This window comes from Streptomyces sp. T12, assembly GCF_028736035.1.
In the GTDB taxonomy this organism is placed as follows: domain Bacteria; phylum Actinomycetota; class Actinomycetes; order Streptomycetales; family Streptomycetaceae; genus Streptomyces.
On the sequence record NZ_CP117866.1, the window covers coordinates 4,569,845 to 4,584,757 of the forward strand.

General features: G+C 70.9%; 13 protein-coding genes. 7 read left to right on the plus strand and 6 right to left on the minus strand.

Translation table 11 applies throughout. The features are described from left to right. Positions 1 to 131 precede the first annotated feature (131 nt). Positions 132 to 563, plus strand: a complete 432-nt coding sequence (locus tag PBV52_RS20270) for an SRPBCC family protein (RefSeq protein ID WP_274239955.1) — start codon at positions 132 to 134, stop codon at positions 561 to 563. Positions 564 to 581: 18 nt separating this feature from the next. Here PBV52_RS20270 and PBV52_RS20275 read toward each other — a convergent pair whose 3' ends face one another. Together PBV52_RS20275 and PBV52_RS20280 are read right to left on the minus strand one after the other, a co-directional pair. After that, entirely contained in the window at positions 582 to 1,379 is a 798-nt protein-coding gene (locus PBV52_RS20275; RefSeq protein ID WP_274239956.1) for an SAM-dependent methyltransferase, read from the minus strand. Positions 1,380 to 1,545: 166 nt separating this feature from the next. After that, complete coding sequence (locus PBV52_RS20280) at positions 1,546 to 2,736, minus strand: MFS transporter (protein ID WP_274239957.1); 1,191 nt, start codon at positions 2,734 to 2,736, stop codon at positions 1,546 to 1,548. Between the two features lie 95 nt (positions 2,737 to 2,831). Here PBV52_RS20280 and PBV52_RS20285 point away from each other — a divergent pair, with 95 nt between their 5' ends. From PBV52_RS20285 to PBV52_RS20295, 3 genes are all read left to right on the plus strand, one after another. After that, positions 2,832 to 3,824 (plus strand): helix-turn-helix transcriptional regulator, encoded by a 993-nt coding sequence (locus PBV52_RS20285; protein ID WP_274239958.1) that lies wholly within the window; start codon positions 2,832 to 2,834, stop codon positions 3,822 to 3,824. A 9-nt stretch (positions 3,825 to 3,833) separates the two neighbouring features. Beyond that, positions 3,834 to 4,337 (plus strand): glutathione peroxidase, encoded by a 504-nt coding sequence (locus PBV52_RS20290; protein WP_274239959.1) that lies wholly within the window; start codon positions 3,834 to 3,836, stop codon positions 4,335 to 4,337. 65 nt (positions 4,338 to 4,402) lie between these two features. Then, positions 4,403 to 5,272 carry a MerR family transcriptional regulator gene (locus PBV52_RS20295; protein WP_274239960.1) on the plus strand — a complete coding sequence of 290 codons (870 nt, stop codon included), beginning with the start codon at positions 4,403 to 4,405 and terminating at the stop codon, positions 5,270 to 5,272. A gap of 124 nt (positions 5,273 to 5,396) precedes the next feature. Here the strand turns inward: PBV52_RS20295 and PBV52_RS20300 are convergent, their stop codons facing one another. The 3 genes from PBV52_RS20300 to PBV52_RS20310 all read right to left on the minus strand — a co-directional run bounded on the left by PBV52_RS20300 (position 5,397) and on the right by PBV52_RS20310 (position 7,852). Next, entirely contained in the window at positions 5,397 to 5,588 is a 192-nt protein-coding gene (locus PBV52_RS20300; protein WP_108707382.1) for a DUF397 domain-containing protein, read from the minus strand. 263 nt (positions 5,589 to 5,851) lie between these two features. Next, a complete protein-coding gene (locus PBV52_RS20305) occupies positions 5,852 to 6,709 on the minus strand; it encodes a helix-turn-helix transcriptional regulator (RefSeq protein WP_274239962.1) in 858 nt (285 codons plus the stop codon). 387 nt (positions 6,710 to 7,096) lie between these two features. Beyond that, a complete protein-coding gene (locus tag PBV52_RS20310; RefSeq protein WP_274239964.1) occupies positions 7,097 to 7,852 on the minus strand; it encodes a GPP34 family phosphoprotein in 756 nt (251 codons plus the stop codon). Between the two features lie 253 nt (positions 7,853 to 8,105). Between PBV52_RS20310 and PBV52_RS20315 the strand changes: the two genes are divergently transcribed. Then, complete coding sequence (locus PBV52_RS20315) at positions 8,106 to 10,964, plus strand: D-alanyl-D-alanine carboxypeptidase (RefSeq protein ID WP_274239965.1); 2,859 nt, start codon at positions 8,106 to 8,108, stop codon at positions 10,962 to 10,964. Positions 10,965 to 11,163: 199 nt separating this feature from the next. Further along, positions 11,164 to 13,020 carry an MFS transporter gene (locus tag PBV52_RS20320; protein ID WP_274239967.1) on the plus strand — a complete coding sequence of 619 codons (1,857 nt, stop codon included), beginning with the start codon at positions 11,164 to 11,166 and terminating at the stop codon, positions 13,018 to 13,020. Positions 13,021 to 13,086: 66 nt separating this feature from the next. Here PBV52_RS20320 and PBV52_RS20325 read toward each other — a convergent pair whose 3' ends face one another. Further along, complete coding sequence (locus PBV52_RS20325) at positions 13,087 to 13,926, minus strand: hypothetical protein (protein WP_274239968.1); 840 nt, start codon at positions 13,924 to 13,926, stop codon at positions 13,087 to 13,089. 76 nt (positions 13,927 to 14,002) lie between these two features. Here PBV52_RS20325 and PBV52_RS20330 point away from each other — a divergent pair, with 76 nt between their 5' ends. Further along, positions 14,003 to 14,788, plus strand: a complete 786-nt coding sequence (locus tag PBV52_RS20330; RefSeq protein ID WP_274239969.1) for an SDR family oxidoreductase — start codon at positions 14,003 to 14,005, stop codon at positions 14,786 to 14,788. Positions 14,789 to 14,913: the final 125 nt, after the last annotated feature.

The following is a 14,913-nucleotide window of genomic DNA, read 5'->3' on the forward strand; positions in this document are numbered from 1 at the left end:
GCCGCGCTGCGGCAATGGTGGAGCGATGCGGTGGAGCGGGGCCGAAGGGGCGGGGCGGGCCGCCCGAAGCGCACCGGGCGCACACTGGAAGCAGCAGGTCATGCTTTGTGAGCCGGACGTGGAGGTGGGCCATGAGCACCCTCGAAGAACACGTCGATGTGGGCGTTCCGATCGACACGGCTTGGGAGAGCCTTCACCGGGTGGACGACTATCCGCGCTTCCTGGCGGGAGTGCGTGACGCCCGTACGGAGGCCGGAGGCCGGGCGCGTCTGGACGTGGAGGCCGGGGGGCAGGCCCGGCAGTTCGAGGCCGAGGTTTCCGATCGGGCGGGGGAACGTGTGCTGGAGTGGCGCACCACGGGCGCTCCTGACCTGGCGGGTTCCTTCTCGCTGCTGCCGATCGACCGCAACCGCACCCGCGTACAGGCACGGGTCGAGTACGACGCCGGCACGGTCAGGGAGACCTTCGGCGGGCCGAAGGGGTTCGCCCAGGCCAGCGCCATCGAGCGGCTCGTCCGTAGTGATCTCGAGCAGTTCAAGGAGTACGTGGAACAAGGGCGGTGAGTGAGCGCGCACCGTAGCTCAGGGTTTGCGGCCCACCCCGCAGTACGCGTCCACCGCAGCCGTCGCGATGTCCGCCGGGCCGTGGGCGTCGGGGCGCCACTCGGGCACCTGGACCACGCCCGGATCCACCAGGTCGAGGCCGTCGAAGAAGCCGGCGATCTCGCCGATGCTGCGGACGTGGTATGGCACCGCGCCGCTCGCGTTGTACGCCGCCGACGCGGCGATCATGCCCTCGCTCGTGGCCGTGCTGTCGCTGATCACCAGGTGACTGCCCGAGGGGAGACCGGCCAGCAGGCGGCGTACCAGGTCGCGGGCCTGGTCGTAGTCGGCGACGTGGCCGAGGGTGTTGAGGATCATCAGGGCGACCGGGCGGGAGAGGTCGAGCGTGCCCGCGGCGGCCTCCAGGACGGCCTCGGGGGCGTACAGGTCGGCGTCCACGAACGTCGTCCTGCCCTCGGGGGTGCTCGTGAGCAGGGCGTTTGCGTGTGCCAGCACGATGGGGTCGTTGTCCACGTACACGATCCGGGCGTCCGGGGCCACGCGCTGGGCCACCTCGTGCGTGTTGTCGGCGGTCGGCAGGCCGGTGCCGACGTCCAGGAACTGCCGTATGCCCGCCTCGCCGGCCAGGTGGCGTACGGCCCGGCCCAGGAACCGGCGACTCGACACGGCCACATCGACCAGGCCCGGGAAGATCTCCTTGATCTCGTCCCCGATCTGCCGGTCGACCTCGTAGTGGTCCTTGCCGCCGACGAAGTAGTTCCAGAAGCGGGCCGAGTGCGGCTTGGAGGTGTCGATCCGGGAGTGGGGGTCGGGCACGGTGAACTCCTGGGGTCGGGGCGGATGGCGCGGACGGTGCGGATGGCGCGGACGGTGCCGGTGATCAAAACAGCAACCAACCTAAGCCCAACTCCCCCTGACCGACGCCGAGTTGGCGCGGAAACACCTCACGCACCGTGAGGTTTTGGCCATCCGCCGGTGACCGTCACTGGTCCAAGACCACCAGCCCGCCCTCCTCCGCGTGGCGCAGGCTCGCCACCGTCAGCGCCAGGGTCACCGCGAGGGACGCCACGGCCATCACCGTCATCGCCGTCGCCGGAGACGTCAGTTGGGCCACGGACCCCGCCAGCGCCGCGCTCACTCCCTGCATCGTGAGCATCCCGGAGCCGTGCAACCCCAGGGCGTGGCCGCTGAGTTCGTCCGGGGTCAGGGCCATCAGGCGCTCCTGCTGGACGAGACTCGCGCCGAAGCCGATCGAGGCCACGGCAACGGCGACGGCCGCCCAGGGCAACGTCGGGCGCAGTGCGAAGAACAGGTACGGCAGGGCCAGGAGCACCAGCAGGGGGATGCCGAGGTGCGGGCGCAGCCGGGGCGGCACCAGGCGGCCCACCGTCACGTCGCCGACGAACATCCCCAGCGCCGCGCAGGCGAACAACGTGCCCGCGGCGTCGGGGGCGTAGGAGACGTAGAGGGACTCACAGCCGACGACGAGGCCGTTGGGGATCCACAGGGCGAGGTAGACGTGGCGGCGGGGGCGGGAGGACCACAGCAGGGCGTTGCTGCGCCAGGTCGCCGCGACCGACGGGCGGCCCTGGGCGCGGGGCGGGCGCGGGGTCAGGCCGAGCCGGAGGACGGCGGCCGCCACGACGTACAGCGCCGCCGACAACAGCAGCGACAGGCGTGGCGACAGCACCGCCACCAGCAGACCGCCCGTCGCGTATCCGACGATCTGGGCGATCCCGGCCATCATGTTGAAGACCGAACGCCCCAGCATGAAGCCGTCCTTGGAGAGGATCTCGTTCACCAGCCCCCAGCGGACTCCCCCGCCCAGCGACGCGACCAGGCCCTGGCCGAGAATCACGGCGAAGACCGCCCAGAGGGGAAATGCGGGCAGCGCGAGGACGGCCGTGGCGGCGGCGAAGACGAGCGAGATGCCGGTCAGCGCGGACCGCGGGCGCAGCCGGTCGGCACCGGACAGCAGGAAGGTCGCCCCGAGCATCTGCGCCAGCGACGGACCGAACATGCTCACCGCCGACAGCAGCGGCGATTGCGTCGCCCGGAACACCAGCGTGCCGAGGGCCAGGCCGCTGATCGTCTGGGCCAGGACGTTGGCGGAGGAGGCGAGGAAGAGAGGCGTGAACTCCGGGGTGCGGAAGAGCTGTCGATAGCTGCGCATGGGCGGAGTCTGAGAGGGCCGGCGACAGGTCGTTATTGTTTCGCGCGGGTGCGAAAGGTCGGCGTGGACCGGGAGGCGGGGGGGGGCGGGGCGGCATGGGCTGGTGGCAGATCAACGCCGACACGCTCGCCGGCAGCCGTTTCGTCCTCTCCCCGCTCGCCGAGACCTTCGCCGCGCTGAAGCTGCTGCACCTGGGGAGCGCCGCCCACCCCGGCGAGCGCGCCTGGCTGGACGCGCACCGTCCCGCCTACCGGGCCCGCCTGGCCGCCGACCCGGTCACCGCGCACCTCGTCCACGCCGGGCTCGGCAAGGACTGGATCGCCGACTTCCTCACCCCGACCCCGAGGGACCGCGAGCCCTTCGAGGAGGGCGTGGCACGGGTGCGCGCGGCCGACCCCGGCCAGGCCCGGACCCACCTCACCGTCGCCCTCGCCGGCCCCCTCCCCGCCGTACTGGACCGGGACGACCTGCCCGCACGCGCCGCCGCGCTCCTCGCATACGTCTGGACCGAGGCCGTACGTCCGGACTGGGACCGGCGTCGGCGCGTCCTGGAGGCCGATGTGGTGGCGCGGACCGCGCAGGTGAGCCGGGGCGGCTGGGCGGCCGTACTGGACTCGCTGCGGCCCGGGCGGACGCGCTGGCTCGGCGACAACCGGCTCCAGGTGAATCTGCACGAGTACCCGCCCCGCGAGATCTCCGGCGCCGAACTCGTCTTCGTACCGGTCACGCCGAAGGGCGGCTGGGTCTCCTGGGAGGAGCCCGACCGGTACGCCGTCATCTACCCGTGCGCGGGCGCCCTCGCCGACCCCGGCGCCCGGACGGTCCCCGCGAGCCTCGGCGCCCTGCTCGGGCCCGCGCGCGCCGCCGTGCTCGTACTCCTCGACTCCCCTGTGAGCACGACCCAGCTGGTCGCCGTGACCGGGCAGGGGCTGGGCTCGGTCGGGCGGCATCTGCGGGTGCTGCTGGACGCGGGGCTGGTGGAGCGGCGGCGGGCGGGGCGGTCGGTGCTGTATTCGCGTACGGCGGCCGGGGAGGTGCTCGTGAAGGCGGCGGGGCCGGGCCACAGGCCCGGCACCTACCGGAGCTAGCATCCGCCTATGACTGCTGACACCAACGCATCCCCCCTCGACGTCGAGATCGGCGCCCTCCAGGGCGGCTCCGCGGACCTCTCCCAGTACGCCGGCAAGGCCGTGCTCGTCGTGAACGTGGCCTCCAAGTGCGGCCTGACCCCGCAGTACACGGGCCTGGAGAAGCTCCAGGAGCAGTACGCGGAGCGTGGCTTCACCGTGCTCGGCGTGCCCTGCAACCAGTTCCTCGGCCAGGAGCCCGGCAGCGCCGGGGAGATCGCCGAGTTCTGCTCGGCGACGTACGGCGTGACCTTCCCGATGACCGAGAAGGTCGAGGTGAACGGCGAGGGCCGGCACCCGCTCTACGACCGCCTGGCCGGCTTCGCGGACGCCGAGGGGCACAGCGGGGACATCCGCTGGAACTTCGAGAAGTTCCTGATCGGCCGGGACGGCAAGGTCGTCGCCCGCTTCTCGCCGCAGACCGAGCCGGAGGCCGCGGAGATCGTGGCGGCGCTGGAGGGCGCGCTCGCCTAGCCGGTGTTGACCTTGCCCCTGGGGCAGGGCGGAGCGTCCTTCGCACCGGGCCAAAGAGCCGCCCGGTGACGGAGGATGAGGCCGTGGACGACGAACTGCTCACCATCGGCGCGTTCGCCGCGCGGGCCAGGCTGTCGGCCAAGGCACTGCGCCTGTACGACCGCCTCGGACTGCTGCCACCCGCGCACGTCGACGAGGTCAGCGGCTACCGCTACTACCGCGTCGGCCAGGTCGAGCGCGCCCGTCTGGTGGCGCTCCTGCGCCAGCTCGACATGCCGCTCGCGCGGGTCGCGGAGGTCGTCGAGGCACCGGACGGGGCCGCGGCGGCAGACCGGCTCACCGCCTACTGGGCGGACGTCGAGGCGCGGGTGGCCGGGCAGCGGACGCTCGCCGAGTACCTCCGTGGACGACTGTCGGGGAGGAGCTCCGAGATGTACGGGAAGTTCGTGGTCGAGACGGTGGACGTGCCCGAACAGGTGGTGATCAGCGAGGCCCGGCACATCCTGGCGGGTGAGCTGCCGACCTGGATCGGCGCGTCGCTGGGCCGGCTGGAGGAGGGCGCGCGGGAGTGCGGCGGAAGCACGGCGGCGCCGTTCGTCGTCTACCACTCCGAGGTGTCCATGGAGAGCGACGGGCCGGCCGAGTCGTGCGTGCCGGTGGCCGACGAGGCGGCGGCGCGGGCGTGGGTCGAGAAGCAGGGCCGGGCGCGGGAGACGAAGGTACGGGTGGAGCCGGCCCAGCGGCTGGCCTACGCCCGGATCACCAAGGCGCAGGTGGCCCATCCGCAGATCCTGGCGGCCTTCGAGGCGGTGGAGGAGTGGATCGCCCGGGAGGGCCTCGAACAGGCGGGCCCGTGCCGGGAGGTGTACTTCGCGGACTGGGACGCGGCGGGGGCTCAGGACCCGGTGTGTGATGTGGCGTTCCCGGTGAGGTGATCCGGGGCACGGCCGAGCCCTCTCGGCAAGGACGGCGGGCTGGTCGAGAGGGCTCTTCCTGTGGTGCTTGTGCAGTTGTTGATCGTGCGGTGGGTCGAGGGTGAGGATCAGACAGCCTCGCCCCTCACGCCTTGACCGACGCCACGAAGGTGTTCCACGCGTTAGCGGGGAACGCCAGGACCGGGCCCTCGGGAACTTTGGAGTCCCGTACCGCCATGGCCGCTGTGACCGGCGACTTGACCTCGACGCACGCGCCGTTCCCGGTGGAATACGAGGACTTGGTCCACGTGTCCGTGGCACCCTGACGAATTGCCATGTTTGCTCCGAATTGCCAGATGTTGAGTTGCTGTCACCGCGCTGCACGTCCGGACGCAACCGGACCCCGCAATGCGATTCACGCCAACCTTGTTGCTCGGTGGCGTGATCGACGCTACTAGCCAACATCGGCTTACGAAGCGACTATTCACTCGACTGGATGGCATATTCCAGTGGAGCCTTCCATCCCGGCCAGGAGACGGTGTACCGTACCGCGCCCCTCCGGTCGGGATGGTCCCCCGCACGGGTGATCGGCGCCGATGATCAGCGCGCGTAGTCCTTCGCGATGTCCGCGATGAACTGGCGGGACTGGTCCACGTTCAGGGCCTGCGCCCGCAGGTGTTCGTACATCACGCTGTACTTCTGGACGTCGTTCGCCTTCTCCAGATAGAGGTCGCTGGTGACGCCCTCGATGTAGACGACGCTGGAGTCGGCCGCGTCCGGGAACTCGAGGATCGCGTACTGACCGTTGAGGCCCGGGTGCGCTCCCATGTCGAAGGGGATCACCTGCACGGTGACGTGCGGCAGTTGGGACTGCTCGACGAGTTGTTCCAACTGGTCCCGCATGAGGGAGCGGTTGCCGACGACCCGGCGCAGGGCGGCCTCGTCCAGGACCGTCCACAGGCGCAGCGGGTTCTCCTCGGTGGAGATTCGTTCCTGTCGGCGCATACGCACCTGGACCCGTTTCTCGACCTCGGCGGGCGGTGTCTCCGGCAGCGCCCCGGCGATCAGGGCCTCCGCGTACTGCTTGGTCTGCAACAGCCCGGGGACGACCTGCGGGTCGTACACGCGCAGACTCGCGGCATCCGTCTCCAGCCCGATGTAGACGCTGTACGGAATGTCGCCGAACGAATGCCACCACCCTTGCTGCCGCGAATCCTTGGCCATCTGCATCAGCGAATCGACGATGCGGTGGTCCTCCACCTCGTAGACCCCGCACAGATCGCGGACGTCGCGCTGGCTGATGCTGCGCCGCCCGTTCTCCAGCCGGCTGATCTTCGACTGCGACACCAACAGCCGCTCGGCCACTTCTTCGGCCGTCATGCCCTTGAGCTCTCGGAGCCGGCGCAACTCCTGGCCCAGCCGGCGTCGCCTGACGGTGGGATTGACATTGGACGCCACGGGACGTGCACCTCCGGCTGCGTGACTGCTGATTGCCACTTTGCGTATCTGCTGCTGAGCAGACTGCCACCAAGGTGCTTACTACCGCTGGGAAACGGTGGATATGCGCTGGATACACGCCAGTTCGGGGACACCCCCGGCAAATACGGCCGCGCGGGGCGGCGGGACCGTGTCGTCGTCCGGACGTACGGTCCCGTCGCCCCGCGCGGACCAGCGGCTCCCGTACCGGGTCTTGGGGACTGCGGTGCGGCGCTGCACGTGGCGTGCGTATGAAGCTCGTGGAGCTGTTGGCGCTTGTGGAACTTGCGGAGCGTGTCGAGCGTTTCGAGCGTGTGGATCAAGCGGTGCGTGCGGTGGACCGGTTGGTGCGGGTCGTGGGACTGCGGCTCAGTGAGCCACGACGCGCGCCATGGATCCGCGGCGCGGTTGCACCGGAACGCCACGGGCGGGTTCCGCTGCGGCCCTGCCTCCGGGGGCGGCCTGACGGCCGGCCGGGGCCGGGCTGCGACGCGGCTGGGCCGCCGCGCCGTTCTGGACGTCCATCACGGCGTGCGCGACGAGACCGCCCATGGGGTCGTGCCTGATCAGATCCCGCAGCCGAGAACGAGAGGATCGCCCCTCGTTCCCCGGATACAGGTGCTTGCCGAGGCCGACCGCGTGTGCCAGAGCGGCGAGCGCCGCGGTCCGCGGGTCCGGCGGTACGCCGGTGCGGATCGCCGAATCCAGCCGGGCCCTGATCTCCCGGCTGATCTCGTTGTCCGTCGCCTGGTAGCGAGTCGTCGGCAATACCCCGCACATCTGACCGGCCACGGCATGCACCATGCCGCACCGCTCCAGATGCGAGAGATAGGTCTGGCGGAGCCCCAAGCGTGGCCCGCCAATCCAGTGGACGGCACGCACGGGAGCGCCACGCCTTCGCAGCAACTCCAATGCGCAGTCCAATGTTGGATCTCCAGTCGGCCGTGGTGCCACCACGGCGATACGATCCCCGTCTGGGGCTATCCGTCCGGCCAGCGCCAGCTCCACTAGCTGTGCTCCGGCCAGACCGAGGTCGAGCGACTGCGGCTGTGCGGTGGTACCCGTGGCCGGGTCCAACGCCAGCAGCAAAAGCTCCTCCGGAATTGTTCTGCGGCTCCTGCCCATCCATGCCTCCCCGCGTGGATGAAAGACAGGGTGACCCCTCTCACATTCATCTGTCGAGGGTGCGTGACCGGTTCGTGAGGGAACCGGCAGGTATGTCGTTCTCGTCTACCGCAGAAGTAGAGGGCCGCACACAGGACACTGGTACATGGTTCGGGCAGCGGCACGGGGGGTCGTGCGGGCGCGGTGTCCGGGCGACGACTCACGGTTCGGCAGACGCACGGAGGGCGTGCGGCGGCACATGGAGGAGGCATCGGTGGCGGGCGAGTCCCCCGACAGGTCGAAGCAGCGCGAGTCGTCGGGAGAACCGACGTCGGGGAGCACGGGTCCGGTTCCCGAGTCCGGCCCCGAAGCCGAGGGCACGCGCGCAGCCGACACCGGTGAGAAGCGCGACCCTCGACTGGCGGTGGCACGCGAGAGTGCCGCGCCACGGGAGTCCACTGCCACGCCGCGCGGCGGCGTGGACACGGCGACCAGGGTCCTGTCACGGCGGGAACTGGAGGCCGTGAGGGCGAAGCTGGAGGAGGCCGGGGGGGCCGAGGACGGCGACGCGAACGCCGGGGCCGAGGACGGCGACGCGAACACCCGGGCCGAGGACGGCGACGCGAACGCCGGGGCCGAGGACGGCGAGGACGCGAACGCGGGGGCTGAGGGCTCCGAGGGCGCGAGCACGGCCGCCGCCGGGAAGACCGAGGGTGCGGGCACGGCCGCCGCCGGGAACACCGCGAGTGCGAGCGCGACCGCCGGGAAGACCGAGGGTGCGGGCGAGAGCGACGCGGGCAGCAAGGCCGGCAGCCCTGAGACTGAGGCTGACGACGCCGAGGGCCCGAGCACCGAGACCGGTAGCGCCGAGGGCTCGCGGGCCGGGGGTGCGGTCGACGGAGACACGGACGCTGGCAGCGCGGAGGCCGCGGCCGGGAGCGCCGACGCTGAAGTCGACGATGCCGACGGCGCGCAGGCCGAGACCGACGACGCCGAGGGCAAGGGTGCCGGGGACGGGGCCTCGTCCGGGGCGCCGGGTGACGGTGACGAGGCTGCTGCGCCGGGTGAAGATCGGCTGAGGGTTGCTGTGGCGGCTTGGGTGGCTTCCGCGGACACCGCCGACGAGGGCGCGAAGGATGCCGACGCGCGCGACGAGGCCGACGGGGCCGGGGACGTGACCGACGCCGAGGACGGCGCGGCTGAGGGCGCCGGGAAGGCCGAGGACGCCGACTCCGCCCAGTCCGTCGCCGACGCCGATGTCGAGACGGCTGCTGCGGCGGCTTCCGAGGCCGACGCCGACGGATCCGCCGAGCCTGCCGAGGCTTCCGGCGCCGACGAGACCCCCACGGCCGCCCAGGACGGCTCGACCGGGCCCGCCGAGGCTCCTGCCGCAGACGCAGACGCGTCCAGCAAGGCTGCCGACGGCGCACCCGCAGCCGCCGACGGCGAGGACGCCCCGCAGGGGCCACCCGCACCCGGCGACGAGAGCCGCACGGGTGGTGCGAGTGGGAACGACAAGGCCGACGGCGAAGCCGAGGCCGGGCAGGGCGGCGCGCCCGCGGCCAAGCCCGTCGACCAGCCGACCGCCGTCTTCAAGGCCGTACGCCCCACCAAGCCCCCCGTCGACCAGCCCACCACCACACTCAAGGCCCCCAAGCAGCCCGAGTCCCCCTCCGAGCGCACCAGCAAGTTCGTCGCCCTGAAGGCGGACATCCGGCAGGACACCCCGAAGGCCCCGGGTACCCCGGGCACCCCGGCCACCCCTGCCTCGCCGAAGGCCACCGCTCCGGCGCCCCCCGACGCCACCGCCGCCATCCCCCAGGTCGGCCCCGAGCGCACCACGCAGCAGCCGCTGCCCCCCAAGCCCCCGCTCGACCTGCTCGCCGAGCTGACGAACACGCCGCGGCCCCCGGACACCCCCGTCCGCACGGTCATCCGGCGGATCAAGATCTGGACCCCGCTGGTCCTCCTGCTCGTGGTCATCCTCGGGGTCGTCCAGTCCGTACGCCCGCTCCCGGCCCCCACCCTCGACCTCACCGCCGAGGACACCTACACGTTCGACGGCGGCAAGGTCGACATCCCGTGGCCCGCCGAGGGCCAGGCCGCGCTCGACGTGGACGGCCTCGGCACGTTCGGCTCCTCCGGCGACCAGAAGCCCGTGCCGATCGCCAGCGTCGCCAAGGTGATGACCGCGTACCTGATCCTGCGCGAGCACCCCCTCAAGAGCGGCGCCGAGGGCCCGGACATCGAGATCGACCAGGCCGCCGAGGACCAGTCGGACGCGGGCCAGGAGTCGACCGTCGACGTGTTCGCGGGCGACAAGATCTCCCAGCGCGAGGCCCTGGAGAGCGTACTGATCGCATCCGCGAACAACATCGCCCGCCGGCTCGCCCGCTGGGACGCCGGTTCCGAGAAGGCGTTCGTGGCGAAGATGAACGCCACCGCCAAGGACCTCGGCATGACGAACACGACGTACACCGACCCCTCCGGCCTGAACAACACCACCGTGAGCACGGCCGTGGACCAGGTGAAGCTGGCCAAGGCGGCGATGAAGGAGCCCGCCTTCCGCGAGGTCGCCGCGATGATGTCGTACGACGACTACAGGGGCAAGAACCACGGCAACTGGAACCAGCTGGTCGGCAAGAACAACGTCGTCGGCATCAAGACCGGCACCACCACCTCCGCCCTCGGCAACCTCGTGTTCGCCGCGAAGAAGGAGGTCGGCGGCGAGACCCGGACCATCGTGGGCGCCGTGGTGCGCCAGCCGGACGCGGGCGGCGGCATCCTCGCTGCCGCTCTCGACTCGGGCGACCAGCTGATCCGCGCCGCGCAGGACGCCCTGAAGTCGGCGACGCTGCTGAAGAAGGGGGACGTCGTCGGATACGTCGACGACGGCCTCGGCGGCCGCACTCCGGTCGTGGCCACCAAGGACGTCACGGCGGTCGGCTGGTCCGGGCTGAAGGTCGAGCTGACCTTCGCCTCCGATGCCGTACCGCACACCGCGAAGGCCGGCACCAAGGTGGGCACGCTCACCGTGGGTGACGGCACGAGCGGCGCGGTCAAGATCCCGGTCGCCCTGCAGACGGACCTCACCGAACCGGGCTTCACGGACAAGCTGACCCGCCTCGGCTGACCCCCGGGGACGGCGCAGCGGCAGCGCACCGCAGCCCGCCGACAGGCCTCGTCGGCGGGCTGCGTGCTAGCGTCACGAAACGGGCAGGTCGTCGCTCACGAGGCGCGGCCCGGAAATCTTCAGGGACAGGGCCGACAACACGCGGGAAACGGTACGCGGCCAGAACAGAAGACAGGACAGTACGGGGAGTGCCTCAAAGGTGGCCACTGCGGAGCCGACACGCGCAGACGACGCTGATCCGGGACGGGGAGCCGGTCCGCGAATACGCGTGCCCGCGCCACGCCGGGAAGACCGTCAAAGCCCTACGGAGAACAGACCGCCGTCGCGTCTGAGCACGGTCCTCCTCACCCTGCGTGAGCGCCTTCTGCGTCATCCGGTGCTGTCGATCACGACTCTGGCCGGACTCCTCCACGTCATCTGGTTCTTCACGTTCGCAAGCAGCGGCGGTGATCTCGCGGCCCAGGACGCCTGGGCCGAATTCGTCGGCCGGCATCCGGACTCGGCGTACAACCTGGCCTGGTACGGCGGTATGCACCCGGTGTCGTACAGCGTGGTGTCGCCGTATCTGATGTCGGTGCTCGGTGTCCGTACGACGATGATGATCGCGGGGACGATCTCCGCGGGCCTGCTGACACTGGTCCTGCTCCGCAGCCGCTCGGTGAGGAACCCCCTGTGGGCGGCGCTGGCCGGGGTGTTCGGGCTGGTGTGCAACGCGATCTCGGGACGGGTGACCTTCGGCCTCGGCATGATGTTCGCGCTGGGCGCGGTCGCCGTCGTGTTCTGCTGGCCCTACCGCTGGCGCTACAAACGGTGGGCGAAGGCACTGTGCGCGGCCCCGCTGGCCGCGCTCGCCACGATGTCGTCGCCGGTGGCGGGCCTGTTCGTGGGCTTCGTGGCGGTGGCGCTGTTCCTGCAGAAGAGGCGGCCGGGAGCATGGGCGCTCGGCCTGGCGCCGACCGCGGTCGTGGCCGTGTCGGCCTGGCTGTTCCCCTTCTCCGGCACGCAGCCGATGGTGATCGGCTCGGTGCTGCTGCCGCTGCTGGTCGCCGTCGTCACCTTCGTCCTCGTGCCCAAGGAGTGGAAGACGGTCCGGTTGGTGTCCGCCGTCTACGGCCTCTCGGTCGTCCTGGTCTGGGTGATCAGCTCGCAGATCGGTTCCAACATCACGCGCCTGGCGATGCTCTTCGGCGGGACGGCCCTCGTGGCCGCGCTGCCCTTCACGGTGCCGCGCTCGCGTAAGTGGTACACGGGTGTGCTGGCGCTCGTCACCTTCGCCGGCTGGATCGGCTACAAGACGATCGACGACATCATCCACGCCGCCCCGGAGGCGTCCTGGGCTCGCGACTTGGCGCCGCTGGTCAACGAGCTCCAGGAGGTCGGTGCCGAGAAGGGCCGCGTCGAGGTGGTCCCGGCCCGCTCCCACCGCGAGGCCGCCGCCCTCGCGCCGTACGTCAATCTGGCCCGCGGCTGGAACCGCCAAGCCGACATGAAGCGCAACCAGCTCTTCTACGACGGCACGCTCAACTCGGCGAACTACTACGAGTGGCTCAAGCGCTGGGCCGTGCACTTCGTGGTCCTGCCCAAGGACGAGCCCGACCCCTCGGCGGCGGAGCGGGAGCGGGAGCTGGTGCAGCGCGGCATGCCGTACCTCAGGCAGGTGTGGGGCGACGCCAACTGGCAGCTGTTCGAGGTGACCCACCCGGCGCCGCTCGCCGAGCCGAACGCGGTCGTCGAGCGGGCCGAGCAGGGCGAGATGACGATGCAGGTGAGCAAGCCGGGCCGGATCCTCATCCGCATCCCCTACTCGCCCTGGCTGAGCATCGTCGACGCCGACGGCAAGAAGCTCGACCCGCCGCAGGAGACGGAGGCGTCCAAGGACCGTCCCGACGACGAGCCGAAGTCGTACGACAACGTCAACGGCTGTCTGATGGAGACGGAGGAGGACGCGCTCGGCGACCAGTGGACGATGCTGGTCGCTCCGCGGGCGGGCGAGTACAGGTTGGCGGCGCCGTACACGGTGCCGCGAGGTACTCCCTGCCCCGAGGAGTTGCGCTGACCGGCGTTCCTGGGGGCTGCCGCCCCCAGACCCTGGAATGCCTGGACCAGCCCTGAGAAGTGACCGTCAGCGCAGCTGGTCCACGTACGTCTCCGTCCCCGGCACCGTCGGAATGAACGGCGCCACCAGCTCCACCCTCCCCAGCCCCGACTCTCCGACCGCCGTGTCCAGGTCGGTGAAGCAGCTCTCCCAGCACTCCCTCGGGTCCGTCTCCAGGAACCACAGCAGCGTCAGGCGCGTATCCACCCCCTCGACCTGCTTGACGTACGACATGCGGTCCAGCGGCAGCGGTGTGGGCCGGAAGATCGTCACCATCGCGGTCGGGGAGCCCGCCAGGCGCTTCGGGAGGTGACGTGCGCGCAGCCACTCCAGCAGCTCGGCGCGCTGCTGCGGTGAGTCCGCGTCGATGACCTGCACCACCAGGCCCGCGTAGGGGTGGTCCAGGGCGTGGAAGTCGCGGGGGCCGGCCGCGCCGTCGCGGTACACCGTCGCCTCGTGGTCCTGGAACGCCGTGAAGACGTGGGTGCGGTCCTGGTAGACGCGGGCGTCGCGGTTGAGGCGCTTGTTGATGGCGACCGTCCAGCGCATGTGGTCGTCGTAGCGGCCCGCGGTGATCCAGTACGTCGAGATGTAGCAGCCGGCGGTGACCGGCTGGGCGATCGCCGACTTCTCGGGGTAGCGCAGGAGTTGGAGGTCCCTGGTCGCCACCCACCTGCGGCCCGCGTACATCCAGGGCATCGCCATCGCGCCGGCGTAGTAGTGGTCGTCCTCGTACCAGCGGTTGTAGGCGTACTCGTGGCCCGGGTGCGGTTCGACCATGGTGATCAGGGCGTGGCCCGGGCGGACTCCGTACGGGCCGACGGCGGCCAGTTCGGCGTACGCCTCGCTGCGGGTGTCCTCGCTCATGCGGTTCCCCTTTCCTGCGGTCACCCATACTCTGACGGGCCGTCAGATAGTGCGTCCAGAGTCGGGAGGCAACGGAATGTCACTGCTCGCGGGCAAGACCGTCGTCGTGTCGGGGGTGGGTGCCGGGCTCGGTCACCAGGTCGCCGCCACGGTGGTGCGCGACGGCGGGAACGCGGTCCTCGGGGCGCGCACGGAGGCCAACCTCGCCAAGAGCGCGGCCGAGATCGATCCGGACGGGGCGCACACGGCGTACCGGGCGACCGACATCACCGACGAGGCGCAGTGCGAGGCGCTGGCGGCGCTCGCGCGGAAGCGGTTCGGGCGGATCGACGCAGTCGTCCATGTGGCCGCCTGGGACAGCTACTTCGGCGGCCTGGAGGACGCGGACTTCACCACGTGGCAGTCGGTGATCGACGTGAATCTGCTGGGGTCGCTGCGGATGACACGGGCCTGTCTGCCGGCCCTCAAGGAGCGCGGGGGCTCGGTCGTCTTCATCGGGACACAGTCCTCGGTCGCCGCCCCTTCGCAGGTGCGGCAGGCGGCGTACGCGGCGTCGAAGGGGGCGCTGACGAGCGCGATGTACTCGCTGGCCCGGGAGTTGGGCCCGTACCGGATCCGGGTGAACACCGTACTGCCGGGCTGGATGTGGGGGCCGCCCGTGCAGGCGTACGTGCAGTTCACGGCGCAGACGCAGGGCGTGCCGGAGGCGAACGTACTGAAGCGGCTGACCGAACGGATGGCGCTGCCCGATCTCGCCACGGACGGGGATGTGGCGGACGCGGTGGTGTTCCTGACGTCGGACAGGGCACGATCCCTCACGGGGCAGTCGTTGCTGGTCAACGCTGGGGAGCTAATGAGGTGAGTTCATGTAGGTGAACGCAGACTCTCATCTCGAACACTTTTACCTCCCCTTGACCTTACGCTCACTTGTCGTGTTCACGCGACAGCGCCCAGGATGAGCGCCGGGCTGAACCCTGGGAGGGCGCA